This window comes from Arthrobacter sp. Y-9 (assembly GCF_029690065.1).
In the GTDB taxonomy this organism is placed as follows: domain Bacteria; phylum Actinomycetota; class Actinomycetes; order Actinomycetales; family Micrococcaceae; genus Arthrobacter_E.
This window is the reverse complement of the sequence record NZ_CP121463.1, coordinates 1,806,583-1,832,151: the sequence shown is the minus strand read 5'-3', so window position 1 is coordinate 1,832,151 and position 25,569 is coordinate 1,806,583. Positions and strand designations below refer to the sequence as shown.

Here is a 25,569-nt window from a genome sequence, read left to right as displayed (position 1 = left end):
CGGACGGAAGATGAGGCATGTGGAGTCGTCGGAAGGGCCGCTGCATCCCACCCGGGCATCAAGCCGGCGTGCCGCCTGAAGAAGGCCCGCCGGATCACGTGGTGCTGTTCGTTCACGGCATGGGTCGCGCGCTCAAGGGCGGGACTCTTCAGGAGTGGGCGCAGCCGCTCATGCTCAGCCTCCATGATGAGGCCCTCGAATGCGACGACGCCGGCGACCACCCACCGCTGATCATCACCGAGGCGACGGCCGTGGGCGACGCCCCGCAGGCCCGGGTGAAAGTGCTCACTGGATGCTCGCCGTCGGGCGGTCCCGTGTACCTCGACGTGTTGATGACCGAGGCCTCCTGGGCGAAGGACTTCGAACCGGCGACCGTCGGCGCCACCTTCTGGTGGGCCGTGAGCCAGGCCTGGACGGTGTTCACCCGGTGCCTCCGACTGCTGTGGTGGACCTTCCGTCCGGCGTCGCACGAACGCATCCTGCCGGCCCGCCTGCTCAACTGGGCGCTGCTGATCCCCTTCATCAGTGTGGTGGCGGTGCTCGGGGCGGCTCTCATCCTCGGAATCCTCGCGCTCGGACTGGTCCTCATGGTCATGGCGAAGATCCCGGCCGTGGGCCAGTTCGTCAGCCGACTGCTCGCACTGTTCGCCGACTTCCTGGGCGACCCGCAGGTCTGGAAACGCAAGCAGATGCAGGCCGCCGCCATGCGCCAGCGGATCCGGGAGACGCTGGCGCGCTGGAACGGCGACGCCGGGGTCCCCGTCACGGTGGTGGCGCACAGCCAGGGCGCCGCGATCGTGGGACAGGTGCTGTTCCAGCGGACCGAGGATCCCGTGCGCGCCACCCATTTCGTGAGCGTCGGCAGCGGGATCGACCTACTGGGATACGCGGAGTGGGGCGGCACCGACGGGAGCGATCCGGTCCAGGACTGGCTCGACGTGCCGCACCGCCCGCGGTGGATCAATGTGTGGGGCAAGTTCGATTTCGTCCCGGCCGGTCCCATCTCCCGTGCCGCGGACGGTCGCGCCGCCATCTTCCGCAAGATCTTTGACCGGCACGGGCCGGGCACCGGTGGCCCCGGCCCGGAGGAGCACCCGGTCTACAACCGTTCGGCCCTCGTGTATGACCACGTGGTCTACTCCCGGAACCGGATCGAGGTCATCGACCCCCTGGCCCGGCTCATCCTGGCCACCCCGCGCCACGAACCCGCGTGGCCGACGACGGCGGGGGAGCAGGAGCCGTTGCTCTTCACCGGGGTGCCCGGAGACACCCGCCTCCGGCCGCACCGCGTGATGGTCAAGTCTCTCGGCGTGACCCGGCTGGCGGCGCTCGTGGCCGCGGTGCTCACCGCGCCCGAGGTGATGACCTGGCTGGCCTCTCTGAACGTGGTGCGCGGGGTCGCCCGCTGCGGCGTGGACCCGGGGTCCTGGCTCTCCTGGCTGTGCCTGGGGGACCCTTACCGCTGGTCGGACCCTGCCGATGGGTGGATCCTCGGGGTCTCCGCGCTCGTCCTCACGGCGCTGCAGATCTGGGTGCTGAACGGCATGGTCTGGAACGGCCTCCACGGACTGCTCGAACGTCGCCGTAAGAAGTCGAGGACCCGTTCGAGTGATCCGGACAAGAGGCTGCCCCCGAACCCGTGGTGGCAGCTGTGGCTCTATCTCGCCTGTGCCCTGGTGATCACCTTCGTCCTCCCGTGGCTCCTGCTCGGGGGTGACCTCTCGGGCGGAGACGTCCTCCTGGCGGTGCCGGTGCTGCTGTACCCCTTCGCGTTCCTGAGGACCGGCATCGGCGGTCTCGCGGCGAGGGTGTGACGACCCCTCCCGTTCAGCCTGAAGTGAGAGCTGCTGCGAGACCCCGCTCGCCCTTCCGCATGGTGTGCGCGTGCGCGGCCACGAAGACGGGGGCGGCCACGGGGACCAGGAGATTCATCCATCGCACCGTGGGACGCACCGTCCAGCGGATGTCCATCCTGGTCATGTTCCCACGGCTGCCCGGTGTGAGGATGATGGCGCCTTCACCGTCGAGGTCGCCCTGCGCTTCGAATTCGAGTTTCCACGGTGGGGTGGCGACGGTGGGATGGATGCTCACCGTGAGCGAGTACCCGAGCGCCGTCCGGAAGCGCAGGTGTGCCGTGACCTCGGTCAGCTCCTGTCCGTCCGGATCTGCTGAGGACGGGTCGACCGTGAGGGGAGCGGCCACGGTGCAGCCGGGCCACCACACCGGTTCGCCCGGCCGGAGATCCAGGGAGGTCAGGACACCCCACACTTTCTCGACCGGGGCGGGCAGATGCCAGGTGGACCGGAGGTCGAAGAGCCGTGGCGTCATGAAGTCATTCTGGCAGGGGACACCCGGATAAACACGGAAGGCCCCCGGTCTGAGACCGGGAGCCTTCGTTCTGTGCGCGGAGGGGGACTTGAACCCCCACGCCCTATTCGGGCACTAGCACCTCAAGCTAGCGCGTCTGCCATTCCGCCACCCGCGCATCTGGGTGAACCGGCTGTCTGGACCGCGTTTCCGCTGTTCAGGCCGCCGGGGCAACGAGAAATACTCTACACGCATTTCGCGGAAACGCGAAATCCTGGCTGAGCTGGGGCTTCGCAAGGTTTCGGGGCATGAACGAGGGAACGCCCCACGCTGGAGCGTCCCCACTAGGCTGAGGAGTGATCTGTTCGGCAGCGGCGCGGAAAGGCGAAACGATGAGCACTCAGGAATCCGTCACCCCCTCCCAGGGGACATCTCCGGCCGAAGCGGAAGTGGTGGACATCTGCCGCGAACTCATCCGCTTCGACACCACCAACTTCGGCGACAACCAGGGTCCCGGGGAGCGCAAGGCTGCCGAGTACGTGGCCGGGCTCATGGCCGAGGTGGGTCTGGAGCCGGAGATCTTCGAATCCGCGCCCGGACGCGCCAGCGTGGTCACCCGAATGGAGGGACAGGACCCCAGCGCGAGTGCGCTGGTGGTGCATGGCCACCTCGACGTCGTGCCGGCGCTGCGGGAGCAGTGGAGCGTCGATCCCTTCGCCGCCGAAGTCAAGGACGGCATGATCTGGGGCCGCGGCGCCGTGGACATGAAGGACATGGACGCCATGATCCTCGCGACCTTGCGCGACTTCGCGCGACGGGGGATCAAGCCGCAGCGAGACCTGGTGTTCGCCTTCTTCGCCGACGAGGAGGCCGGCGGGGACTACGGTGCCCGCTACGCCGTGGACAAGCGTCCCGAACTGTTCGACGGCGCCACCGAGGCCATCTCAGAAGTCGGCGGCTTCTCGTCCACGATCGGCGGCAAGCGGGCCTACCTGCTGCAGACGGCGGAGAAGGGCCTGTCCTGGCTCCGCCTGGTGGCACACGGCCGTGCGGGCCACGGTTCGCAGATCAACACGGACAACGCCGTGACGCGGCTCGCGGCCGCCGTCGCGCGCATCGGTCAGCATGAGTGGCCCATCGAGCTCACGCCCACCACGCGGCAGTTCCTGGACGGCGTGACCGAGCTGACGGGCGTGGAGTTCGATCCGGACAACCCGGAGATCATCCTCAAGGAACTCGGCACCGTGGCGCGCTTCGTGGGAGCCACGCTGCAGAACACGTCCAATCCGACGCTGCTCACCGGCGGGTACAAGCACAACGTCATCCCGGAGACCGCCGAGGCGCTCGTGGACTGCCGCACGCTGCCGGGCCAGCAGGAGCAGGTGTTCGAGACCATCCGCCAGCTCGCGGGTGAAGGCATCGAACTCAGCTACGTGAACAAGGACGTGTCCCTGGAGGTGCCGTTCGCGGGCAATCTCGTGGACGCCATGGTCGATTCCCTCAAGCGCCACGACCCCGAGGCCACGGTGCTGCCGTACACGCTCTCGGGCGGCACGGACAACAAGTCACTGAGCCAGCTCGGCATCACCGGCTACGGTTTCGCGCCCCTGCAGCTGCCGGACGAGCTCGACTTCACCGGAATGTTCCACGGCGTCGACGAGCGGGTCCCGCTGGACTCCCTGCGCTTCGGCACGCGCGTCCTGTCCGATCTGCTCCAGAACTACTGACCTGAACTGGTCCGTCGGCGCCCGAAACGGCGTCGACGGACCCGGGCCGAGGCGGCGGGCTGGAGCCTCGGACCAGTGGGGCCGGGTCAGATCGTGCGTGCGACGTTCATGACCTTGCGCCGCATCCAGTAGCGCCGATGGCCGCCCAGGTAGAGGACTGAGCGGTGAAGTTCCCATTTGCCGTATTCGCTGTGCTCCAGCACGCGCCGTCGTGCCTCGGGCAGCGACTCGTCGCGCTCGACGCTGATGACCATGTACTCGTAATTCTGGCCCTGGTACAGACGTTGTTCCACGGACCGCGGCAGAATCTGTTCCTTCATGTGAGATGTCTACCACTCCTGCGGGGGAATTTCCTGCCCTTCGACACATTTCGCCGGGGGTGCCGCGAGGGCTTCCGGGCTGGTCACAGGCCATGACGTAAGGTCGTCTACATGAATTGGATCGAAGCCATACTTCTCGGCCTGGTACAGGGCCTGACCGAGTTCCTCCCCATTTCATCCAGCGCTCATCTGCGCATCCTGGGGGAGTTCCTGCCGAATGCCTCCGATCCCGGGGCGGCCTTCACCGCCATCACTCAGCTCGGCACCGAGACCGCCGTCCTCCTGTTCTTCTGGAAGGACATCGTCAGGATCGTCAAGGCATGGTTCGGTTCGCTGCGGGGCAGCGTGCCCCGCGACGATCCGGACGCCCGCATGGGCTGGCTCGTGATCCTGGGCAGCATCCCGATCGTCGTGCTCGGCATCCTGCTGCAGGACTACATCGAGCACACGTTCCGTTCCCTGTGGATCGTGGCGACCACGCTGATCGTTTTCGGCATGATCCTGGCCGTGGCCGACGTCTTCGGCAAGCAGGAACGCCAGCTCAAGGACCTCACCGTCAAGCACGGCATCCTCTACGGCTTCGCTCAGGCACTCGCCCTCATCCCGGGCGTGTCACGCTCCGGCGGCACCATCACGGCCGGCCTCTTCATGGGCTACACCCGGGAGGCCGCCGCCCGGTACTCGTTCCTCCTGGCGATCCCCGCCGTCTTCGGCTCCGGTTTCTACCAGCTCTTCAAGGTTCTCAAAGGCTCCGAGGCCGCCGGTCCCTATGGGCTGGGGGAGACCGCCCTGGCGACCCTGATCGCCTTCGCGGTCGGCTATGTGATCATCGGCTGGTTCCTCAAGTTCATCTCCAGCCGCGGGTACCAGGCGTTCGTCTGGTACCGGATCGGACTCGGCGCCGCGCTGTACCTGCTGCTCGGATTCGGGGTCATCCCCGCCTGAGCGATAGGCTGACAGGCGTGAAATCGTGGAAGACGCGCCCTGTCCCTGAACTGCCCGGAACCATGCCGCCGCTCAGGATTTACGACACCTCGCGCGGTGACTTCGCCACTATCCAGCCGCAGGCCGAACAGTCCATGTACGTCTGCGGGATCACCCCGTATGACGCGACCCATATGGGTCACGCGGCGACATATCTGGCCTTCGATCTGCTCAATCGCGCCTGGCGCGACGCCGGCAGCCAGGTCGACTACGTGCAGAACGTGACGGACGTGGACGACCCGCTCCTGGAGCGGGCGACCGCGACCGGTCAGGACTGGCGTGAGCTGGCCGTCGATCAGACCAGCCTTTTCCATGAGGACATGGAAGCGCTCAATGTCGTGGCGCCCGCGCACTACGTCGGCGCCGTCGAGGCGATCCCGTGGATCGTCCCGGAGATCGAGCGCCTCGTGGCCTCGGGCCTGGCGTACCGCGTGCCGGGGACGAACGGCGAGCCCGACGGCGACGTGTACTACGACGTCGCCGCGGCCGATGCCGAGGGCCAGAACGTCGAAGCCTGGGAACTGGGCGCCGTCTCCGGGCTGAGCGAGGAGGAGATGCTTCCCCTCTTCGCCGAGCGTGGTGGCGATCCGGACCGCCCCGGCAAGCGCAACCGGCTCGACCCGCTCCTCTGGCGCGTCGCCCGCGACGGTGAGCCCTGCTGGGACGGCAGCTCGCTGGGCCGGGGGCGTCCCGGCTGGCACATCGAATGCACCGTGATCGCCCAGCGCTTCCTGCCGTCGCCGTTCACGGTTCAGGCCGGCGGCTCGGACCTGATCTTCCCGCACCACGAGATGGGCGCCGGGCACTGGTACTCCCTCACGGGCGAGCCCATGGCGAAGCACTACGCCCACACGGGCATGGTGGGCCTGGACGGCGAGAAGATGAGCAAGTCCCGGGGCAATCTGGTCCTGGTCTCGGCGCTGCGCCGGGAAGGCGTGGAGCCCGCGGTCATCCGCAGCGCCGTTCTGGCGAACCACTACCGCACCGACTGGTTCTGGACCGATGAGCTTCTCGAGGAGGCGGAGCGTCGCGTGACCCGCTGGCGTGAGGCACTGGACCACGCCCCGGAGGGTTCCGCCGGACCGCTCCTGGCGGTGCTGCGGGAGCGCCTCGCCGACGATCTGGATGCGCCGGGCGCGCTGAAGGCCCTGGATGCGTGGGCCGACGCTGCTCTCGCCGAGGGTGGGTCCGCCAGCGCGCCGGACGCCAGCCTGGTCTCCGACTCCGTCAACGCCCTCCTCGGCGTGGAGCTCTGAGGACGGTTTCCGAGCTGAGGCGCGGCGCACGCTCCTGAAACGGATGACGACGGCGGGTGACCCGCCGTCGTCGTCTGTCGTTGAGTCCTTCTGCGGTCCCGGCGGACGCGCTCAGGAGGGGTCGGCGTGCGGATGACCGTTGCCCTTGCCCCGGCGCCGCAGATACCGTTCGAATTCCCTGGCGATCGATTCGCCGGACGCCTCCGGCAGTTCGGCCGTGTCGGTGGCCTCCTCCAGCTGACGGACGTACCCGGCGATGTCCGGGTCCTCCGAGGACAGCTCGTCCACGCCGCGCTCCCACGCCTCCGCGTCCTCCACCAGATCGCCGGGATCGAGCGGGACCTGGAGCAGCTCTTCGATGCGGTGCAGCAGGGCGAGCTGGGCTTTGGGGGAGGGCGATTGCGCCACGTAGTGGGGGACGGTCGCCCAGAGTGAGATCGCCGGCAGTCCCGCGAGGCGCGCCACCTCGGCGAACACGCCTACGATCCCCGTGGGGCCCTGATACGTGGACGGTTCCAGGTTCAGGCGCTCCTGCAAGGCACGGTCGTCGGTGGTCACGGTGACGGGCAGGGGCCGGGTGTGGGGGACGTCGGCCAGCAGGGCGCCCAGCAGCACCACACGGTCCACGCCGAGTTCCTCGGCCTGCGCCAGGATCTCCGCGGTGAACGCGCGCCAGCGATAGGACGGCTCCACGCCGCTCACCAGGATGGCGTCCACCGGAACGCCAGGGATGCTCGCCTGGTGGATCCGGGTGCCCGGCCAGCGGAGCCGCCGCTCCCCGGAGCCGGTGGTGCGCACCGTGGGCCGGGTGAACTGGAAGTCGTAATAGTCGTCGGGCTCCAGGACGGACACCTTCCGGGCATGCCACGCCTTGCTCAGGAATTTGATGGTGTCACTCGCAGCTTCACCGGCGTCATTCCACCCCTCGAAGGCCGCAATGAGAACCGTGCTGCGTTTCCCACCCTGGTGCAGGGGAAGGAACGCCTCGTCCTGCAGACCCTCGGGGTCGTCGAAGTTCTCCATGGGCTCTACCCTACGACGGACCCGGCCCAGCTCGAGGGACGTGTTCGCACATCACCGCCCCGTAGACTTGGCCTATGTTGTCTCCAGCGCCTCTGTCCTCCGGTGATCGCCGTCCCGATGCCCCGCTGCGGGCCGTTCTGTGGGACATGGACGGGACTCTGGTGGACACGGAACCGTACTGGATCGCGGCCGAACACGAACTCGTGGAGAGCTTCGGAGGCACCTGGAGCCACGCTCAGGCGATCCAGCTGGTGGGTCAGGCGCTGGACCGCAGCGCCCGCATTCTGCAGGCCGCAGGCGTCAGGATGCCCGAACGGCAGATCATCTCCACGCTCTCGACTCGCGTCATGGAACGCATCGAGGAAGCGGTCCCGTGGCGGCCCGGGGCCCAGGCGATGCTGGATTCGCTGACGGCGAACGGTGTGCGCTGCGCCCTGGTCACCATGAGCGAACGCCCCCTCGCCAGTCTCGTCGTGGAGAAGCTGCCGCAGAAGTACTTCGAGTTCCTGGTCACCGGGGATGACGTCACGAACGGCAAACCCGATCCGGAGGCCTATCTCCAGGCCATGGCGACGATGCAGTCCACCGAATCCGCGCTGCGCGTGGAGAACTTCGTGGCCCTGGAGGATTCCGTCCCGGGTGTGGGCGCGGCGCTGGCATCCGGCGCCGTGACCATCGGCATTCCGCACACGGTGCCGCTGCCCGAGTTCCCGGGCCGGTTCACCCGCTGGGACACCCTGGCTCAGAAGGACTTCACCGCGATGCAGCGCATCCTCGACGGGCACTGGGCCGGCACTCCGTCAGGACTCGATCCCGAAGACGGGAAGGTCAGCGCGTGAGTTCTGTGGCGAGCCGGGACGGCCTGCGTCTCGGCAGGCTCTGGGGAGTCCCCATCTACCTGGCCTATTCCTGGTTCATCATCGCGGCGTTCACCGTGGCCACGGTAGGTCCTCTGCTGGCTCAGCAGGGGATGGGCGCAGGCGCGTACCTGGCGGCCTTCACGTACGCCGTGCTCCTGCTCCTCTCCGTGCTGGTCCACGAACTCGCGCATGCGCTCACGGCCAGGATCTTCGGCTGGAGTTCCGAGAAGATCGTGCTCAACCTCTGGGGCGGTCACACGCAGTTCACGGAGTTCAAGGCGACGCCGTGGCGTTCCGTTCTGGTGGCCTTCGCCGGTCCCGCGGCCAACTTCGTCCTGGCGGGTCTCGGCTGGATCGCCATGGCGGTCACCCATCCGGTCGGGGTGGGGGACTTCCTGCTGTGGATCTTCACGTGGACCAACTTCGTCATCGCGATCTTCAACGTCCTGCCCGGCCTGCCGCTGGACGGCGGCCGCCTGGTCGAGACCATTGTCTGGACCGCCACCGGGAACCGCGAGAAGGGCACCATCGCCGCCGGCTGGACCGGCCGCATCCTCGTCATCCTGATCGTGCTCTACTTCATCGTCCGTCCGTACCTGCTGGGGGAGGGCCTGGACTTCAAGTTCGCCGTCATCACCCTCCTGGTGGCCGGATTCCTGTGGATGGGCGCGAGCGAGGCGATCAAGGTGGCCCGCATGCGCGGCCGGCTTCCGGAGATCCGCGCGGCACAGCTGGCCGAGCCGGCGCAGGGCGTCCCGGAGAACCTGTCCGTGGCGCAGCTCTTCTCCGCGGCCCGGCCTGGCACGGCGTTCATCGTCATCGCCCCGGACGGCAGCCCGCAGTCCATCGTCGACCCGTCGGCTGTCGCCGCGGTGCCCGCCGACCTCCTGCCGACGACGCCGGTCACCGCGGTGAGCGTGCCGCTCGCCGCCGGCGCCTACGTGCCGGACCACGCCGAAGGCAAGGAACTCATCGACTACCTCTCCGCGCTGGACGGCAACCAATACGCCGTCGTCGACGCGCACGGCAGAGTGACCGGGCTCCTGCGCCAGTCGACCATCGTGGCGGCCCTGACAGGACGTCCGCGGGGCCTCGGCCGAGCCGGGTCCCGCTGACGGGTAGAGTTGATTCCCGGACATTTCGCCCAACCCCCATGCGTGCCCGACGCGGCGCACAGGAGAAGGAACACGCCATGAGCAACCAGGACACCCCTCAGGCCACCCCCGCGGAAGGCCGCCAGGCGGTCGGCGCCGCTCGACGCCGTGGGCCGTTCCGGGTGGGCGAGAGGGTCCAGCTCACCGATGAGAAGGGGCGGATGAACACCATCACCCTCGAACGGGGCGGGGCGTTCCACACCCACCGTGGCTTCCTGAATCATGACGACCTGATCGGCCAGCCCGACGGCAGCGTGGCCGTGAACAACATCGGCCAGCAGTACCAGGCGCTGCGTCCGCTCCTGAGCGACTTCGTCCTCTCGATGCCGCGCGGCGCGGCGGTGGTCTACCCGAAGGACGCCGGTCAGATCGTGACCATGGCGGACATCTTCCCGGGCGCGCGCGTCGTCGAAGCCGGAGTCGGCTCCGGCGCGCTGTCCATCTCCCTGCTCCGCGCCGTCGGCGACCTGGGTTACCTCCACTCGTTCGAACGCCGTGAGGAGTTCGCGGACATCGCCCGAGGCAACGTCGAGACGATCTTCGGCGGCCCGCACCCGGCCTGGCAGATCAGCCTCGGCGACTTCCAGGACGAGGTCGTCAAGGCCGAGGCGCCCGGCAGCGTGGACCGCGTGGTCCTCGACATGCTGGCGCCCTGGGAGTGCCTCGACGCCGTCGCCACCGTGCTGGCCCCGGGCGGCGTCTGGATCAACTACGTCGCCACGGCCACTCAGCTGTCCCGCACGGCCGAGGCCATCCGCGCCGACGGCCGGTTCACCGAGCCTGACGCCTGGGAATCCATGGTCCGTGGCTGGCACCTCGAGGGCCTGGCCGTCCGGCCCAACCACCGCATGGTGGGGCACACCGGTTTCCTCCTGGTCACGCGCCGTCTGGCGGACGGCGTCGACGGCCTGACGCTGAAGAAGCGGGCCAAGACCGAGTTCACCGAAGAGGACATGAACGCCTGGACGCCGGCGAGCGTCGGGGAACGTCCGTACTCGGACCGCAAGCTCCGCCGCGCCGCCCGTGACGCCATGGCCGGCACCCAGGTGGAGGATCCCGAGGAGCCGCACTCGGGGGAGTAATCCCAGGTGGGAGGCCATCGGCAGTCACATCGTGGGCACCGGTCCGCGATCCCGCTCGGAACGCGCTAGTGTCGAAGGTGACGGCACACGGACTTTCCACGAGAGGGCTGGCCACCATGAGCGAGGACACACTGGGCACCAACGGTGACGCCGGGAATGAAGCGCGTAACAACGCGGCACATCTGAGCATCGCCGAGCGGCAGATCAACGTGCTGCGGGACAAGCTCCGCAGCGTGGACCGCCAGCTCGCCTCCGCCACCCAGAACAACTCGCGGCTCGTGGGCATGCTGGAGACCGCCAAGACCGAGATCCAGCGACTCAAGGCCGCGCTCGAGCAGGAGGGCCAGCCGCCCTACAGTTTCGCCACGGTCGCCCAGCTCAATCACCGTAAGGAACCCGTGGCGGGCGCCAGCGCCAACGCCTCCGTCGAGGAGTCGGTGGACGTCTTCAACGGCGGCCGGAAGATGCGGGTGGGGATCAGCCCCCTCGTCAACATCCACCAGCTCGCCGTGGGCCAGGAAGTGCTGCTCAACGAGGCACTCGTGGTGATCGCGGGACTCGGTTTCGAACAGGCCGGCGAAGTGGTCACGGTCAAGGAACTGATCGGCCACGACCGCGTGCTGGTGGTGGGCCGCACCGACGACGAGCGGGTCATCCGCCTCTCCGGACCGCTGCGCCACCGGGGCGTCCGCGTGGGCGATGCCGTGTCCGTGGACGGCCGCACCGGCTTCGCCCTGGAGAAGGTGGACCGCAGCGAAGTCGAGACCCTGGTCCTCGAAGACGTCCCGGACATCAGCTACGAGGACATCGGTGGTCTGGGACCCCAGATCGAGCAGATCCGGGATGCGGTCGAACTGCCGTTCCTGCACCCCGGCCTGTACCGGGAGCACGGCCTCAAGGCGCCGAAGGGCATCCTCCTGTACGGCCCTCCGGGCTGTGGCAAGACGCTGATCGCTAAGGCCGTCGCCAACTCCCTGGCCGCGCGGGCCGCGGAACGCTCCGGCGCGGCCGAGCTGAAGAGCTACTTCCTCAACATCAAGGGACCCGAGCTCCTGGACAAGTACGTGGGCGAGACCGAACGGCACATCCGCCTGATCTTCGCCCGTGCCCGGGAGAAGGCCAGCGACGGCAGCCCGGTGGTGGTCTTCTTCGACGAGATGGACTCCCTGTTCCGCACTCGCGGCACCGGCGTCTCCTCGGATGTCGAGACCACGATCGTGCCGCAGCTGCTCAGCGAGATCGACGGCGTCGAACGGCTGGACAACGTGATCGTGATCGGCGCGTCGAACCGCGAGGACATGATCGATCCCGCGATCCTGCGCCCGGGACGACTCGACGTGAAGGTGAAGATCCAGCGCCCGGACGCCGAAGCGGCCGCGGACATCTTCGCGAAGTACATCACCACGGAGCTTCCCTTGCACCCGCAGGACGTGGCGGAACACGGCGGCGACCAGGCCGCCACGGTCCGCGGGATGATCCAGCGCACGGTGGAATCGATGTACTCGACGGACAAATCCAATGAGTACCTCGAGGTCACCTACGCCAACGGTGACAGCGAGATCCTCTACTTCAAGGACTTCAACTCCGGCGCCGTCATCCAGAACGTGGTGGACCGCGCCAAGAAGTACGCCATCAAGGACCTCCTCACGAGCGGCGAGAAGGGTCTGAGGATCGACCATCTTCTGCGGGCGGTCACGGACGAGTTCCGTGAGCACGAGGACATGCCGAACACCACCAACCCGGACGACTGGGCCCGTATCTCCGGCAAGAAGGGTGAGCGGATCACCTACATCCGGACGATCGTCCAGGGCAAGGGCGGCCAGGAGCCCGGCAAGAGTCTGGAGACCGCCACCAACACGGGACAGTATCTGTGAGCGCTTCCGGACTGCCGGGCGCCGGCGACGGCGGAGTCATCCGTGTGATGGGGTCGGAGACCGAGTACGGGATCCACGCCCCGCAGGCGCCCACCGCCAACGCGACGGTCCTCTCGGCGCGGGTGATCGACGCCTACGCGCGGCTCACCTCGGCCCGCCAATCGGGGGCCGGAAGCGCGGCCGGGAGTGAATCCGGTGCCGGGAGCCGACGGACGGCGGCGGGCTGGGACTACAGCGACGAAGAGCCGCTGCACGACGCGCGCGGCTGGTCGCTGCCCCGGGCCCACGCGCACCCGAGCCAGCTGACCGACGTCGCGCCCGTGCTGGACGCGACAGCCGTGGCCCTCGCGCACGGCCGCGCCGAACTGGACTACTCCGACGTCGAGTCGGGCGAACAGCCCCTCATGAACATGGTGCTGGGCAACGGCGCACGGTTCTATGTGGACCACGCCCATCCCGAGTACTCCAGCCCCGAGGTCACCAACCCGCGCGACGCCGTCATCTGGGACGCTGCCGGTGATCTGGTGGCGCTCGACGCGATCCGCGCCCTCGACGCCGAGGACGGCTCGGGGCCCGTCAATCTGTACAAGAACAACACGGACAACAAAGCCGTGTCCTACGGCAGTCATGAGAACTACCTCATGCCACGGGCCGTGCCGTTCTCCTCGATCGCTGAGGGCTTGATCCCGTTCTTCCTGAGCCGTCAGGTGCTGTGCGGCGCCGGCCGGCTCGGCATGGGACAGGACGGCCGCGGCAGCGGGTACCAGATCAGCCAGCGGGCGGACTTCTTCGAGGCCGAGGTCGGGCTGGAGACCACCATCCGGCGCCCCATCGTCAACACCCGTGACGAGCCGCACGCGACGGCGGACAAGTACCGGCGCCTGCACGTCATCATCGGTGACGCGAACCTCTCCGAGTACGCGAACTACCTCAAGTTCGGCACCACCTCGCTGGTGCTGGGCCTGATCGAGGCGGGGCGCGTGCCCCGGCTCCAGGTGTTCGAGCCCGTGGCGGCGCTGCAGGAGATCAGCCACGACACCACGCTCACGCATCAGGTGCGGCTGATCGACGGGCGGCGCATGACCGCCGTCGAGCTTCAATGGCTCTACTACGAAGCGGCCCGCGCGTTCGCGGAGGAGAGCGGTGCCGGCCATCCCACGCAGGGCGACGGCCAGACCCACGCGGTCCTGACGGCATGGGAGGAGACCCTCGGATGGCTCGAGCAGGGCGATGAGCGCGCCGCCCAGCGGGTGGAGTGGCTGGCGAAGCTGCGGCTCCTCGAGGGCTACCGGGAGCGCGGGGGACTGGCCTGGGACGACGCCCGCCTGGGGCTCATCGATCTGCAGTGGTCGGACATCCGACCGGAGAAGGGCCTGTACCACCGGCTCGTGAGGCACGGGCGCATGGCGAAACTCGTGGACGACGCCGAGATCGCCGCCGCGGCGACCGCACCACCCGCCGACACCCGGGCCTTCTTCCGCGGCATGTGCCTGAGCCGCTTCCCCCGGGCCGTCACGGGCGCCAGCTGGGACTCGGTGATCTTCCGCCTGCCCGGTCAGAGCAGGGCCACGAGGATCCCCACGCGGGAACCGCTGCGGGGCACCCGCGAGCTCACCGGCGCGCTCTTCGACGACCATCAGGACGCCGGGGAGTTCCTCCGCGCGCTCCTGCGTGAACCGTGACGTCAACCGTGAGCTGAGCTGCTGCGAACAGGCCCTTGAAGTGGCAGGATGACAGTAGAGGACAATCCGAGGAGGAACCATGGCAGGCCAGGAACAGATCAACCCGAGCACGCGCGGCGAGGAGCAGATCGAGGAGACGGACACCCCGGCGCCCGCCGCTCCCGCGGCTCAGGCCAGTGAGGCGACTCAGGGCGTGGACGACCTGCTCGACGAGATCGACGGCGTGCTGGAGAAGAACGCCGAGGAGTTCGTGCGCGGCTTCGTCCAGAAGGGCGGCCAGTAGGCCGTGTCCAGGGACGCCGACCGCCTGCCCGCTGAGGCCGGCGCCTCCTTCCTGGATCATCTGACGGACACCAGGCCGGAGCTGCTGCCGTTCGGGCCGGCGGTCTCACAGGGCGCGCCGGTCCTCCAGGCGCCCCACGCCACCACCATCGTGGCCCTGCAGACCGCGGGCGGCGTGCTGATGGCGGGGGACCGCCGTGCGACCATGGGCAACCTGATCGCCTCCCGCACCATGGAGAAGGTGTTCGCGGCGGACGAGAGCTCGCTGCTCGGCATCGCGGGGACGGCAGGTCTGGCCGTGGACATCGTCAAGCTCTTCCAGGTGGAACTCGAACACTACGAGAAGATCGAGGGCACCCCGCTCAGCCTGGAAGGCCGTGCCAACCGGCTCGCCGCCATGGTGCGGGGCAACCTCGGCATGGCGCAGCAGGGACTGGCCGTCGTCCCGCTCTACGCGGGATTCGAGCCCGCCATGGCCTCCGGGCGGATCTACTCCTATGACGTCACCGGCGGCCGCTACGAAGAGCACGAGCACCACAGCGTGGGGTCCGGCTCCACCTTCGCCCGGGGCGCTCTGAAGAAGCTCTGGAGGCCGGGTCTCGAGGAGGCCGACGCCGTGCGCGTGGCCGTCGAGGCGCTCTACGACGCCGCGGATGACGACTCGGCCACCGGCGGCCCCGATCTGGTGCGTCAGCTCTGGCCCGTGGTCTACGTGGCCGACGCCGAAGGAAGCCGGCGAGTGCCCGATGACGTGGTGAAGGGCATCGCCACCCAGGTCCTGTCGGAGCGCACGGGAGAGGGACGGGAGGCCTGAGATGTCGCAGCAGTTCTACGTCTCACCGGAACAGATCATGAAGGACCGGGCGGACTTCGCCCGGAAGGGGATCGCGCGCGGACGGTCCGTGGTGGTCCTGTCCTGCGCGGCGGGGATCGCCCTGGTCGCGGAGAACACCTCCAACTCCCTGCACAAGATCGGGGAGATCTACGACCGGATCGCCTTCGCCGCGGTCGGCAAGTACAACGAGTTCGAGAGCCTGCGGCAGGCCGGCGTCCGGTACGCCGATGTCCGCGGCTACTCCTATGACCGGAGTGACGTCACCGCTCGCGGCCTGGCGAGTGTCTACGCCCAGAGTCTCGGGACCGTGTTCACCGCGGAACAGAAGCCGTTCGAAGTGGAACTGGCCGTCGCCGAAGTCGGTGCGACACAGGCCGGGGACCACATCTTCCGCCTCACCTTCGACGGCTCCATCACGGACGAACGCAGCTTCGTGGCCATGGGCGGCCGCAGCGACCGGGTGACGGAGGTCCTCCGGGCCGGCTGGCGTGCCGATCTGTCACTGGGCGAGGCCCTGCGGCTGGCCACACAGGCGCTGGCCGCGGCCTCCGCGGCGCAGGATCCGGCAGCGGGAGGAGCGGCGAGCGAGCCCGACGGCGGCGCAGCCCGTGCGCCTGAACGTCAGGAACCTCCGGCTCCGGTCGCGGCGGTGGGCCTTGAGGTCGCCGTCCTGGACCGCGAGCCGGGGAGTTGGCGATCCCGCCGTAGGGCGTTCCGGCGTCTGGGGCAGGATGCCCTGCAGCGCCTGCTGGAGGAGTGACCGCGGCCCGGCACGGCGGAGTGCCCGGAGCGGGTCGATCAGGTGAGTGAGTGCGTGCGCGGACGAATGGCCGCGCACTGAACGGAAAGGGCGGCATGGACCGGCGGATTTTTGGCATCGAGACGGAGTTCGGCATCTCCTACGTGGGGAGCAACACCCGGCGCCTGGCCCCGGAGGAAGCGGCGCGCTACCTGTTCCGCAAGGTCGTGAGCTGGGGACGCTCGTCGAACGTGTTCCTCGCCAACGGCTCGCGGCTCTACCTCGACGTCGGATCCCACCCGGAGTACGCGACCGCTGAATGCGACTCCCTTCCGCAGCTCATCGCCCACGACAAGGCGGGCGAGCTCATCCTCGAAGAACTCTGCCACGAGGCCGAGGAGCGGCTGGCCGCGGATGGTTTCGAGGGCAGGATCTTCCTGTTCAAGAACAACACCGACTCGGCGGGCAACTCCTATGGAAGCCACGAGAACTACCTGATTCCGCGGAAGGGGGAGTTCAACCGCCTGGCGGACGTCCTCATCCCGTTCCTGGTGACCCGCCAGCTTCTGGTGGGCGCGGGGAAGATCATCAACACGCCCCAGGGCTCGCTGTACGCGTTCTCCCAGCGGGCGGACCACATCTGGGAGGGCGTCTCCTCGGCCACCACCCGGTCCCGCCCGATCATCAACACCCGGGACGAACCCCACGCGGACGCGGAGTACTTCCGGCGGCTCCACGTGATCGTGGGCGACTCCACCATGTCCGAGACCACGGCGCTGCTGAAGACCGGTTCGGTGGATCTGGTGCTCCGGGCCCTCGAGGCAGGCGCCATGATGCGTGACATGCGCATGGAGAACCCCATCCGGAGCATCCGGGAGATCTCCCGGGACCTCAGCGGACAGGTGCTCGTCAAGCTCGCCACGGGCCGCCAGCTGACCGCGCTCCAGATCCAGGAGGAGTACCTGCAGTGGGTCACCGACTTCGTGGAGCGCGAAGGGGCTCACCACGACCACGTGGGACAGATCCTGGACCTGTGGGGACGGACGCTGCGGGCGATCCGCTCGGGTGATCACAGCGGCATCGACACTGAGATCGACTGGGCGATCAAGAAGAAGATCATGGACCGTTACGCAGTGCGTCACGGGCTGGGACTGGACTCCCCGCGCCTGGCGCAGATCGATCTGACCTACCATGACATCTCGCGGAAGCGGGGCCTGTTCTATCTGACCGAGCAGCGCGGTCTGGCCCGGCGGGTGGTCACGGACGAGATGGCCCGGGAGGCCGGCACGGTGGCACCCCAGACCACGCGGGCCCGCCTCCGCGGCGAGTTCGTCCGGAAGGCTCAGGAGCTCGGACGTGACTACACGGTGGACTGGGTCCATCTGAAGCTCAACGACCGGGCGCACCAGACGGTGATCTGCAAGGACCCGTTCGCCGCGCAGGACGAGCGCGTGGACGCCCTCATCGCCAGCATGGGCTGACCCCCGGCGTCGGGCGACTTCACAGCCTGCTCCGTTACGATGGTGGGCGTGCCTGTCCGCGGATGGGCCCGGACCCCCTGATTTCTAGTGGAAAGACGACCATTGCGACGTATTCTCGCGGCATTCGTCCCCGCCGTGCTTCTGCTGACGGCCTGTGGCAACCCCTCGGAGCCCAGCAGCCAGCCGGCCGGCGACACCTCCAAACTCAGCACGGTGAAGATCAACGACCAGGGAGCCGACAAGGCGCCCCGCGTCGAGTTCGCCAAGCCCCTGTCCGTCACCGAGACCACCATCAAGGTCCTGCGTGAGGGCAACGGGGAGCGCGTGAAGGAGAACCAGAAGGCGGAAGTCGGCTACCTCGCCTACAACGGCCAGGACGGTTCCCAGCTGGCGGACACCTACCTTTCCAAGCACGAGTCCCTCCCGGTCAACGACGCGCTGAAGAAGGGCAATGAGCCCCTCTACAAGGCGATCCTCGGGGTGAAGCAGGGTTCCGACCTGGCGATCGCCATGCCGGGCCAGGGTGGCACGGGCCCCACGCAGCTGCTGGTGCTCCACGTCTTCAGCGCCTCGGACATCGCGCCGGTCCTCTCCAAGCCGGAAGGTGACGCCGTCACCCCGCCGGCGGGCCTGCCGAAGGTCACGGTGAACGACAAGCAGGAAGCGACGATCGACGTCAAGGGCGTCGCCGCTCCCAAGGAGCTCATCGCCCAGGACCTCATCAAGGGCAAGGGCGCCGAGGTCAAGAGCAGTGACACCATCGTGGCCAACTACACGGGTGTCCGCCTCGCCGACGGCAAGGTCTTCGACTCGAGCTTCAAGACCGGCAAGCCTGCCACCTTCCCGCTGACCGGGGTCATCCCGGGCTGGACCAAGGGCCTGACGGGCAAGACCGTCGGATCCCGTGTGCTGCTGGTCATCCCGGCGGCGGACGCCTACGGCGTCAAGCCGGCCGAAGGCCGTCCCGCGGGCGATCTGGTCTTCGTCGTGGACATCCTCGGCGTCCAGTAAACTCCACACACCACCCGAAACCTGAAGAGGAGCATCCATGTCATTCGGTCAGCGTGATTACGACCGCACCAAGCCGGAAATCGAGTTCCCGGAAGGGGATGTCCCCACCGAGCTCCGCATCGTCGACCTCATCGAGGGCGACGGCGCGGAAGCCACCCCCGGCTCCACCGTCTCGACCCACTACGTCGGCGTCGCCTGGTCCACCGGTGAAGAGTTCGACTCCTCCTGGGGCCGCGGCGCACCGCTCGACTTCCGCGTCGGCGTCGGCCAGGTCATCCAGGGCTGGGACCAGGGCCTCCTGGGCATGAAGGTGGGCGGCCGCCGTCGTCTGGAGATCCCGTCCGAGCTGGCCTACGGCTCCCGTGGCGCCGGCGGGGCGATCGCTCCGAACGAGTCCCTCATCTTCGTGGTGGACCTCGTCGGAGTCCGCTGAGCCTCCGTCCGCACAGGCACCGCAAGGGCCGCTTCCCCCAGGGAGGCGGCCCTTGGCGCATGTCAGGGCAGGTCTTTAGTACGCTGGGCTGGTGTCCGCACGAAAGACCGAACGAATCCTCAACCTGCTGATCGCGTTGCTGTCGAGCCCCCGCGGCCACACCAGGGCCTACCTGGAGTCCACCGTCTATGCCTACTGCCGGGCGGAGGGCATGAGCGACTCAGCCATCGAACGCATGTTCGAACGGGACAAGGCGGAACTGCGGGACATGGGGGTCCCGCTGGAAGTCGTGGATGACGAGACTTTCGACGTGGACGAGTCGTCCGGCACGCGCTACCGCGTGAATCCGGAGGAGTACCTGCTGCCCGTCCTGCAGCTCACGGCCGAGGAGCGTCTGCTGCTCCAGCTCGCCGCCCAGCTCTGGGAGCAGGCGAGCCTCCGCTCAGCGGGCAGTGCCGCGCTGCGCAAGCTCACTGACGGTCACGACCCCGACGACGGCGTCCCGGCGCCCGTGCTGCCGCGCGTCACCACGGGTGGCGCGGCCCTCGAATCCCTGCACCGCGCGCTGGCGGGTCGCCATCCGGTGCGGTTCGGCTACCGCGCGGCCGGGGCGGGGGAGGCTGTCACCCGGCGGCTCGAGCCCCACGGGCTCGGCAACCGCTCCGGCCAGTGGTACGTCGTCGGCCATGACCTGGACCGTGACGCCGAACGGACGTTCCGGCTGAGCAGGATCACCACCGCCGTCGAGATCGACACACGCCGGCGGTACACGCCGCCCCAGGACTTCTCGATCGCCGCGGCCCTCGACTCGATGGAAGCGTATCCGGAGCAGCAGGCCGTGGTCCGTCTGCCGCACGGCGGGGGAGCGCAGTGGCGGGCCCGGGCCGCGGAGGTCGACGGGGACCACGCCACCATCCGCTACCAGGATGAGTCGGCATTCCTGGACGAGCTCGCCGCCGTCGCGCCGACGGTTCAGGTGGTGGAGCCCGCGCGGCTGCGGGATGCGGTGATCAGCCGCCTCCGGAACGCCGTTGAGTCCCTGTCCCGCCCTGCCGAGGTCACCGAGTTCCGTTCGCCTCCCGTCAAGCGCGGGCCGAAGTCCTCGTCCGAGACCACGGTCCGCCGTCTGCTGGGGATGATCCCGTTCCTCGTGCGTCACGGAGGGATCCTCAAGTCGGAGCTCGCCGCCGAGTTCGGCATCCCGCTCCGCCAGCTGGACGACGATCTCGAGCGGATCATGATGGTGGGCCGCCCCGAGGGCTACCACAACGACCTCATGGACATCGTGGACGACGGGGAGCGGGTGTGGATCAACAACGCTCTGGATCTCGCCCAGCCGATCCGGTTCTCCCCGGAGGAGGCCTGGACCCTGCTGGTCGGCCTCGACGCCCTGTCCGAACTGGGCATCGGCGGAGACGCCGAAGGCATCGAGTCGCTGCGTCTCCGGCTGGCTGGCGCCGCGGGAGACTCGCTGCCCCTGGCCGAGGCGATCAAGGTCCGCATGGCGCCGTCCGGCAGCCTCGGCCGGCACCTGGAACAGCTGCGGGCTGCGATCGAGGACGGCGTCCGTGTCCGCATCGGGTATGTCGTCCCGAGCCGCGACGAACTGACGGAGCGGCTCATCGATCCCCGGCGGCTCCGTGCCGTGGATCAGCAGTGGTACCTGGACGCCTGGTGCCACCGTGCCGCCGCGCCCCGGAACTTCCGGCTGGACCGGATCGCCTCCCTCGACGTCACCTCGGACCCCGTGGATCCCATGCTCTGGGACGGCACGGTGGATGAGGAGCCGTTCACCGTCCGCGAACAGGCCCCACGGGTCCTGGTGATCTTCTCCCAGGAGTCCCGCTGGCTGGCAGCGCGCTACAACGCGCTGCGCACCACGCCCCTCGACGACGGCGACGTCCTGGCGGAGCTCGCCGTCGCGTCGCCGTCCTGGCTGGCCGGGCTCGTGGCCCAGACGGGCGGCACCGTGCGGGTGGTCTCGCCCTCGTCCGTCGTCGAACAGGTGGCCGAGTGGCTCGCCCGGGGCCTGGATTCCTACGGCATCCCGTCACTCAGAGGGTATTCCCAGCCAGGGAACGGTAGGCTGGAGTGATGCCGTGGTGGTCCTGGATTCTCATCTGGGTGGCGATCCTCGCCCTCAGCGCTTTGCTGTTCGTGGTGCTCGGAATCAAGCTTTTCCGACAGTTCACGGCCATGATGCGTCAGCTCGGGTCCGCGGCGGATATGCTGTCCGGGTTGGACTCGGACAGTCCGCGCACGCCGCTTCCCGAACACCGTCTGGAAGTCCTCGGAATCCACGCTGATCCCGAGGAGATGCGCGCCCGCTATGAGGCGGGGAAGGCCGAGCGCCGTGAACTTCGGCGGCAACGTCGTGTGGTCCGTCGTGCAGCGGCCCACCGGGCACAGAAGCTGCGCGATGTGGGCCTCGAGCGCCCTATGATTTAAGAAAGAGAAAGGACCCCGACATGGGACGACTTTTTGATGGCCCCTGGCCCATCGTGATCATCATCATCGTGGCGCTGCTGCTGTTCGCGGCCCCCAAGCTTCCTCAGATGGCGCGCAGCCTCGGACAGTCGATGCGCATCATGAAGTCCGAGGTCAAGCAGATGAAGGACGAAAGCCCCTCCAAGGCCAAGGCCGAGGAGCCCGTTGAGGGCAAGGTCGTGCAGCACCCCGAGGCTGCGGCCAAGGACAACGGCGAGCAGACTCCGCCGTCCGGCAACGCTTAAGGCGAAGTGGCACTCACCAAGGGCCCTCGGAGGAATCCCGAGGGCCGCATGGCCCTCCTCGATCACTTCAAGGAACTGAAGAACCGGCTCTTCAAGAGCCTGATCGCCCTCGCTGTCACCACCGTCGTCGGGTGGTTCCTCTACCCGCCGGTGATCGCCTCCTTGTCGGCTCCTCTGGAGCAGATCGCCCAGGAGATGCACCGGAACGCGTCGATGAACTTCTCCTCGATCGCGTCGCCGTTCGAATTTCAGCTGCGGATCGCGATCCAGATCGGTCTGGTCCTCTCCAGCCCGGTGTGGATCTACCAGATCTGGGCTTTCGTCACGCCGGGTCTGACCCGCAAGGAGCGCCGGTACACCCTGGGGTTCATGACGGCGGCCATCCCGCTGTTCCTGGTCGGCGTCTACGTGGCGTGGTCGGTGATCCCCAATGTGGTGCGCGCGCTGCTGCACTTCACGCCGGACAACGCGTCCAACCTCATCAGCGCGGATGACTACCTCACCTTCGCGACGCACACCATGCTCTTCCTCGGGCTGGCCTTCCTGGTCCCCGTGATCCTGGTGGGCGTCAACCTGGCGGGGGTCGTCAGTGGCAAGACCATCCTGAAGGCCTGGCGGATCACCGTGTTCGCGGTGTTCGTGCTGGCCGCCATCGCCGCGCCGGGTGCGGACGCGATCTCGATGTTCATGCTGGCACTGCCCCTGCTGGCCCTGTTCTTCCTGGCCATCGGCGTCTGCCTGGTCAATGACAAGCGGCGTGCGCGCCGCGAAAGCAAGCAGGCCGAGGAGACGGACGCCTCCGCCGACGTCGCGACTCCCACGGAGGATCTCGGGAAACTCTGAGACACTCTTCACAAGACCGGTCCCCAGGGACCGGTCTTGCTGTTTAAGCCGCCGTGGCCCGGCACGGGGCGGGCCGGAATGACGATACCCTGGAGTAATGCCTCAAATGAGTGAGCCCCTGACTCCCGCCGAGAAGTACGCCGCGGCCAAAGCCAGGAACAGCGAGAGCAACAGCGCACTCCGGGCATTCCGGCAGACCCTGGAGTTCGACCTCGATGACTTCCAGGTCGACGCGTGCCGAGCTCTGGAGGAGGGCCGCGGCGTCCTTCTCGCGGCGCCGACCGGCGCCGGCAAGACCATCCTCGGCGAGTTCGCCGTGTTCTGCGCCCTTCGTCAGGGGCGGAAGGCCTTCTACACCACGCCCATCAAGGCCCTGAGCAACCAGAAGTACAGCGAGCTCGCCGAGAAGTACGGCTCGGACCAGGTGGGCCTTCTGACGGGCGACACGAACATCAATCCGCACGCGCCGATCGTGGTCATGACCACCGAGGTCCTGCGGAACATGCTCTACGCCGATTCGGACGCTCTGGCGGGTCTCGCCTATGTGGTCATGGACGAGGTCCACTACCTTGCAGACCGTTTCCGGGGCGCTGTCTGGGAGGAAGTCATCATCCACCTGCCGCGCGAGGTCCAGCTGGTCTCGCTCAGCGCCACCGTGTCCAACGCCGAGGAGTTCGGCGCGTGGCTCGCAGCCGTCCGGGGCGACACGGCGATCGTGGTCTCCGAGCACCGTCCCGTGCCGCTGTGGCAGCACGTCATGGCGGGGCGCCAGGTCCTGGACCTGTTCGCCGAGGCGAAACGGACAGGAGCGGAGGACGACGGCGAAGCCCCCGCGCACCTGGAGGTCAACCCCGAGCTCCTCAAGATGGTCCGTCCGTCCTCCGCCCGTCGCGGTCCGCAGTCGGTCCGCGGCCGGAAACGCCACGACCGGGCCCATGGCCGGAGCGAACCCCGCCCCACCGTCCCGCGGGTCTCCCGGCCGGCGGCGGTCCAGGCGCTCGAATCCCGCGGGCTGCTGCCCGCCATCTATTTCATCTTCTCCCGGGCCGCCTGCGACGCCGCCGTACAGCAGTGCGCCGCGGCGGACCTCTGGCTGACCACGGAACGCGAACGCCAGATCATCGCCGCACGCGTCGAGGAGGCCAGCCGGGACATCCCTGGCGAGGACCTGGATGTCCTGGGCTTCTGGGCGTGGCGTGACGGTCTGCTGCGCGGGATCGCCTCGCACCATGCCGGTCTGCTGCCGGCCTTCAAGGAGACGGTCGAGGACCTGTTCGCGGAAGGCCTGGTGCGGGTCGTGTTCGCCACGGAGACTCTCGCGCTCGGCGTCAACATGCCGGCGCGCGCCGTCGTGCTGGAGAAGCTCGACAAGTTCAACGGGGAATCCCGGGTGGGCATCACCGCTGGGGAGTACACCCAGCTGACCGGCCGTGCCGGACGGCGCGGGATCGACGTCGAAGGCCACGCCGTGGTCCTGTGGCACGAGGGCATCGACCCCCAGGCGGTCGCAGGCCTGGCCTCGAAGCGCACGTACCCGCTCAATTCGAGCTTCCGTCCCGGCTACAACATGTCCATCAACCTGCTCGCCCAGTTCGGCCGCGGCCGGTCACGGGAGATTCTTGAGTCGTCGTTCGCGCAGTTCCAGGCGGACCGGTCCGTGGTGGATCTGGCCCGGCAGGTGCGCAGCCGCGAGGAATCCCTCGAAGGGTATGCGGAGGCCATGCGCTGCCACCTGGGTGACTTCGAGGAGTACGCCCGGCTCCGCCAGGAGCTGTCCAGCCTGGAAGGCAAGGCGGCCAAGGAGAACAAGCGGGCCGCACGGAACTGGATGGTCTCCTCGCTCACTAAATTGATGCCCGGCGATGTGATCCACCTGGACGGCGAGCGGGTCCAGGGATACGCCGTCGTGCTGAATGCGGACACCAACGCCCACGAGCCGCGCCCCGCGGTGCTGACCAACGACCACCAGTTGCGCCGCATCGGGCTCGGCGACCTGCAGGGCCCGGTGGATGCGCTGTTCCGCGTGCGCATCGGCAAGAACTTCAACGCGAAGACGCCCAAGGACCGCCGTGCCCTGGCATCGACCATGCGGCACGAGCTCTACAAGCGGGGGATCCTGGAAGGCAAAGCGAGCCCGAACGGGTCCAGGTCGCGCCGGAAGGCCGAGGGGAGCCGCGACACCGAAGCACGGATCGTGCAGCTCCGCAAGGAGATGGCGGCGCACCCGTGCCACGGCTGCCACGACCGGGAGAACCATGCCCGCTGGGGTGAGCGCTGGTGGCGTCTGAGGGCCGAGACGGACACGCTGCTCGCCCAGATCCAGGGCCGGACCAACACGATCGCCCGCACCTTCGACCGGCTCTGCGGCCTGCTCGAAGAGTTCGGCTACCTGGAATCCCAGAAGGGCCGGGAGCAGATTACCGACGCGGGGAAGCGCCTGCGACGGATCTACGGCGACCGCGACCTCCTGATCGCCCAGGCTCTCCGCGAGGGCGCCTTCGACGATCTGGACGCCTCGGAGATGGCCGCCTTCGTCACGGTCCTGCTGTACCAGTCCAAGCGCGACGACGGCACCGTGCCTCCGCGCATGCCGAGCATCTCGCTCGAGAGCGCGGTGGAGATCGTGGTGCGGGAGTGGGAGCGGCTCTCCGAGGCGGAGAAGCGCCACAAGCTCCCGCTCACGGCCGAACCAGAGCTCCAGCTCATCTGGCCGATGTACAAGTGGGCGAAGGGCCGCCGCTTGCAGGAGGTGCTCGCCGGGAGCGATCTGGCCGCCGGCGACTTCGTCCGCTGGGTCCGGCAGGTCATCGATCTGCTCGACCAGATCGCGGGCGTCCCCGGACTGGACCCGCGGATCCAGCGCATCTGCCGCGAAGCGATCACCCGGATCCGCCGTGGCGTGGTGTCCTATTCATCCCTGAGCGAGTGAGCCAGGGGCAGCAGT

23 protein-coding genes and 1 tRNA gene are annotated in these 25,569 nt (G+C 68.3%); 20 read left to right on the top strand and 4 right to left on the bottom strand.

Annotated elements, in window-relative coordinates:
* Positions 1 to 68: 68 nt before the first annotated feature.
* Positions 69 to 1,814: a hypothetical protein gene (locus tag P9849_RS08110; RefSeq protein ID WP_278266352.1), complete on the top strand. Its 1,746-nt coding sequence runs from the start codon at positions 69 to 71 to the stop codon at positions 1,812 to 1,814.
* A 13-nt stretch (positions 1,815 to 1,827) separates the two neighbouring features.
* On the opposite strand, the gene P9849_RS08105 is transcribed toward P9849_RS08110, so the two are convergent.
* On the bottom strand, positions 1,828 to 2,328 hold the full coding sequence (locus P9849_RS08105; RefSeq protein WP_278266351.1) for a hypothetical protein: 501 nt from the start codon (positions 2,326 to 2,328) through the stop codon (positions 1,828 to 1,830).
* Positions 2,329 to 2,401: 73 nt separating this feature from the next.
* Positions 2,402 to 2,485, bottom strand: a tRNA-Leu gene (locus tag P9849_RS08100).
* A 214-nt stretch (positions 2,486 to 2,699) separates the two neighbouring features.
* Between P9849_RS08100 and P9849_RS08095 the strand changes: the two genes are divergently transcribed.
* Positions 2,700 to 4,034, top strand: a complete 1,335-nt coding sequence (locus P9849_RS08095; RefSeq protein ID WP_278266350.1) for a M20/M25/M40 family metallo-hydrolase — start codon at positions 2,700 to 2,702, stop codon at positions 4,032 to 4,034.
* 86 nt (positions 4,035 to 4,120) lie between these two features.
* Here P9849_RS08095 and P9849_RS08090 read toward each other — a convergent pair whose 3' ends face one another.
* The gene (locus P9849_RS08090) at positions 4,121 to 4,354 is read right to left on the bottom strand and encodes a DUF5703 family protein (protein ID WP_066212440.1); all 234 of its coding nucleotides are present in this window, start codon (positions 4,352 to 4,354) and stop codon (positions 4,121 to 4,123) included.
* Positions 4,355 to 4,465: 111 nt separating this feature from the next.
* Here P9849_RS08090 and P9849_RS08085 point away from each other — a divergent pair, with 111 nt between their 5' ends.
* The gene (locus P9849_RS08085; protein WP_107002522.1) at positions 4,466 to 5,299 is read left to right on the top strand and encodes an undecaprenyl-diphosphate phosphatase; all 834 of its coding nucleotides are present in this window, start codon (positions 4,466 to 4,468) and stop codon (positions 5,297 to 5,299) included.
* 17 nt (positions 5,300 to 5,316) lie between these two features.
* Positions 5,317 to 6,594 carry a cysteine--1-D-myo-inosityl 2-amino-2-deoxy-alpha-D-glucopyranoside ligase gene (gene mshC, locus P9849_RS08080; protein WP_278266349.1) on the top strand — a complete coding sequence of 426 codons (1,278 nt, stop codon included), beginning with the start codon at positions 5,317 to 5,319 and terminating at the stop codon, positions 6,592 to 6,594.
* 111 nt (positions 6,595 to 6,705) lie between these two features.
* Here mshC and P9849_RS08075 read toward each other — a convergent pair whose 3' ends face one another.
* Positions 6,706 to 7,617, bottom strand: a complete 912-nt coding sequence (locus tag P9849_RS08075; protein ID WP_278266348.1) for a PAC2 family protein — start codon at positions 7,615 to 7,617, stop codon at positions 6,706 to 6,708.
* Between the two features lie 74 nt (positions 7,618 to 7,691).
* Here P9849_RS08075 and P9849_RS08070 point away from each other — a divergent pair, with 74 nt between their 5' ends.
* The 16 genes from P9849_RS08070 (at position 7,692) to P9849_RS07995 (ending at position 25,554) form a co-directional block, all read left to right on the top strand.
* A complete protein-coding gene (locus tag P9849_RS08070; RefSeq protein ID WP_278266347.1) occupies positions 7,692 to 8,456 on the top strand; it encodes an HAD family phosphatase in 765 nt (254 codons plus the stop codon).
* Positions 8,453 to 9,592, top strand: a complete 1,140-nt coding sequence (locus tag P9849_RS08065; protein ID WP_278266346.1) for a site-2 protease family protein — start codon at positions 8,453 to 8,455, stop codon at positions 9,590 to 9,592. The genes P9849_RS08070 and P9849_RS08065 overlap by 4 nt, the downstream gene beginning before the upstream one ends.
* Positions 9,593 to 9,669: 77 nt before the next feature.
* A complete protein-coding gene (locus tag P9849_RS08060; protein ID WP_278266345.1) occupies positions 9,670 to 10,713 on the top strand; it encodes a tRNA (adenine-N1)-methyltransferase in 1,044 nt (347 codons plus the stop codon).
* A 131-nt stretch (positions 10,714 to 10,844) separates the two neighbouring features.
* Positions 10,845 to 12,587 carry a proteasome ATPase gene (arc, locus tag P9849_RS08055; protein WP_347567923.1) on the top strand — a complete coding sequence of 581 codons (1,743 nt, stop codon included), beginning with the start codon at positions 10,845 to 10,847 and terminating at the stop codon, positions 12,585 to 12,587.
* Positions 12,588 to 12,634: 47 nt separating this feature from the next.
* Complete coding sequence (gene dop, locus P9849_RS08050; protein WP_278269137.1) at positions 12,635 to 14,269, top strand: depupylase/deamidase Dop; 1,635 nt, start codon at positions 12,635 to 12,637, stop codon at positions 14,267 to 14,269.
* A gap of 79 nt (positions 14,270 to 14,348) precedes the next feature.
* Positions 14,349 to 14,552: a ubiquitin-like protein Pup gene (locus tag P9849_RS08045; RefSeq protein ID WP_278266343.1), complete on the top strand. Its 204-nt coding sequence runs from the start codon at positions 14,349 to 14,351 to the stop codon at positions 14,550 to 14,552.
* Positions 14,553 to 14,555: 3 nt separating this feature from the next.
* A complete protein-coding gene (gene prcB / locus P9849_RS08040; RefSeq protein ID WP_278266342.1) occupies positions 14,556 to 15,365 on the top strand; it encodes a proteasome subunit beta in 810 nt (269 codons plus the stop codon).
* A gap of 1 nt (position 15,366) precedes the next feature.
* Positions 15,367 to 16,146: a proteasome subunit alpha gene (gene prcA, locus P9849_RS08035; protein WP_278266341.1), complete on the top strand. Its 780-nt coding sequence runs from the start codon at positions 15,367 to 15,369 to the stop codon at positions 16,144 to 16,146.
* Between the two features lie 95 nt (positions 16,147 to 16,241).
* Positions 16,242 to 17,606, top strand: coding sequence for a Pup--protein ligase (gene pafA / locus P9849_RS08030; RefSeq protein ID WP_278266340.1), 1,365 nt, complete (start codon positions 16,242 to 16,244; stop codon positions 17,604 to 17,606).
* Positions 17,607 to 17,708: 102 nt separating this feature from the next.
* Entirely contained in the window at positions 17,709 to 18,617 is a 909-nt protein-coding gene (locus P9849_RS08025) for an FKBP-type peptidyl-prolyl cis-trans isomerase (protein WP_278266339.1), read from the top strand.
* A gap of 37 nt (positions 18,618 to 18,654) precedes the next feature.
* The gene (locus P9849_RS08020; RefSeq protein WP_066212464.1) at positions 18,655 to 19,050 is read left to right on the top strand and encodes an FKBP-type peptidyl-prolyl cis-trans isomerase; all 396 of its coding nucleotides are present in this window, start codon (positions 18,655 to 18,657) and stop codon (positions 19,048 to 19,050) included.
* A 91-nt stretch (positions 19,051 to 19,141) separates the two neighbouring features.
* Positions 19,142 to 21,145 carry a WYL domain-containing protein gene (locus P9849_RS08015; protein WP_278266338.1) on the top strand — a complete coding sequence of 668 codons (2,004 nt, stop codon included), beginning with the start codon at positions 19,142 to 19,144 and terminating at the stop codon, positions 21,143 to 21,145.
* Complete coding sequence (locus tag P9849_RS08010) at positions 21,145 to 21,498, top strand: hypothetical protein (RefSeq protein ID WP_278266337.1); 354 nt, start codon at positions 21,145 to 21,147, stop codon at positions 21,496 to 21,498. Before P9849_RS08015 ends, P9849_RS08010 begins: the two co-directional genes overlap by 1 nt.
* Positions 21,499 to 21,518: 20 nt before the next feature.
* Complete coding sequence (tatA, locus tag P9849_RS08005; RefSeq protein WP_278266336.1) at positions 21,519 to 21,782, top strand: Sec-independent protein translocase subunit TatA; 264 nt, start codon at positions 21,519 to 21,521, stop codon at positions 21,780 to 21,782.
* A 48-nt stretch (positions 21,783 to 21,830) separates the two neighbouring features.
* The gene (gene tatC, locus P9849_RS08000) at positions 21,831 to 22,625 is read left to right on the top strand and encodes a twin-arginine translocase subunit TatC (protein ID WP_278269136.1); all 795 of its coding nucleotides are present in this window, start codon (positions 21,831 to 21,833) and stop codon (positions 22,623 to 22,625) included.
* Between the two features lie 97 nt (positions 22,626 to 22,722).
* Positions 22,723 to 25,554, top strand: a complete 2,832-nt coding sequence (locus P9849_RS07995) for a DEAD/DEAH box helicase (protein ID WP_278266335.1) — start codon at positions 22,723 to 22,725, stop codon at positions 25,552 to 25,554.
* Positions 25,555 to 25,569 lie beyond the last annotated feature (15 nt).